General features: G+C 67.4%; 1 protein-coding gene. It reads left to right on the plus strand.

All coding sequences use genetic code 11. The annotated features are described in order from the left end of the window. The first annotated feature begins 82 nt into the window (after window positions 1-82). Window positions 83-1,129 carry an IS110 family RNA-guided transposase gene (locus D3273_RS27710; RefSeq protein ID WP_129230265.1) on the plus strand — a complete coding sequence of 349 codons (1,047 nt, stop codon included), beginning with the start codon at window positions 83-85 and terminating at the stop codon, window positions 1,127-1,129. Window positions 1,130-1,384: the final 255 nt, after the last annotated feature.

Genomic DNA, 1,384 nt, shown 5'->3' on the forward strand with positions numbered 1-1,384 from the left:
CCCCCTTTATGGATGGCCCGCCCCTCCCTCTGCAGCAGCTGATAGCATGCTGGTGCAACCCAGGTGAGGACGGAGCAGAACCATGCAGCTTTCCATCATCGGCATCGATCTCGGCAAGACGTCGTGTAGCCTCGTCGGCGTGGACGCGGCTGGCAAGGTCCTGGTGCGCCGGCGCATGCGCCGTGACGCCGTCGTCACGTTCTGTTCCAAGTATCCAGGCAGCATCATCGCCATGGAGGCCTGCTGCGGTGCCCATCACATCGGCCGCACTCTGGCCGCCAAAGGATTTGAGATCAGGCTCATGTCGCCTGAATACGTGAGGCCCTACGTCAAAGCGCAGAAGAACGACGATCGAGACGCTGAAGCCATCGCCGAAGCCGCAGGCCGGCCCACCATGCGCTTTGTCACCTTGAAGTCGGAAGAGCAGCTCGACATGCAGACGCTCCACCGTGTGCGCGACAGGCTGGTCGGCGACCGGACGTCGCTGATGAACCAGATCCGAAGCCTGCTGCTGGAGCGCGGCCACATCGTCGCGCAGGGGCGCGCCAGGCTGGCCGTCGCCCTCGCCGAGCTGCTGGACGGGAAGGAGCGCGTCCTGGCAGCCCGGATCCACGAACTGATCGCCGACATGCGCCGCCAGTGGGTCGCGCTCGACGAGCGCATCAAGGCCTTCGACGCGGAGTTCGCCGCAGCCGCCAAGGCGCAGGACGGGGCGAAGCGCCTGCTGTCCATCCCCGGCATCGGCGCGCTGAACGCAACGGCCCTTGTGGCGGCCGTCGGCGATGCCGGCACCTTCGCCCGTGGCCGGGACCTCGCGGCCTGGCTCGGCCTCGTACCACGGCAGGTGACGACGGGCGGCCGCCCGAAGCTGCTCGGCATCACCAAGCGCGGGAGCAAGTACCTCCGCAAGATGCTGATCCAGGGCGCACGGGCAGCGCTCCCGACCCTGAAAGCGGGGGACACGCCGGTGGGCGTCTGGCTCCGCGGGCTGCTCGCCCGGGCGCATCTGAACACGGCCGTGGTGGCCCTGGCCGCTAAGATGGCCCGCACCGTGTGGGCGCTGCTGCGGCACGGCGATGTCTACAAGGCCGCGCCCGCGGCGCCCGTCGCGGCGCCTGTGGCGGCCTGAAACCGGATCGGCTGACGCGGAACCAGCGTCGGCCTTCGACGTCTGTGGGTGGCGACAAGGAGATGGCCTGACTGTCAACCGGTGTCTTGGAACCCTTGGCTGAAAAATGGCACTCGATGCCGGCCCCTTTATGAGGACCAGGACGCGCGGCTCTCCATCTTGGCCAACGGCTCGCCGGAAGGCCGGATACGTTTGTGCAGACAGATCAAGCTGAACCCGAGAAACCACTTGCCGACGGGGCGGGCCATACGTTTT

Source organism: Lichenibacterium minor, from assembly GCF_004137685.1.
GTDB classification, from domain to species: domain Bacteria; phylum Pseudomonadota; class Alphaproteobacteria; order Rhizobiales; family Beijerinckiaceae; genus Lichenihabitans; species Lichenihabitans minor.

What these genes read in the sequence shown, in the direction of transcription:
- D3273_RS27710 (WP_129230265.1), top strand. Translation starts at nt 83, where the DNA reads ATGCAGCTTTCCATCATCGGCATCGATCTCGGCAAGACGTCGTGTAGC.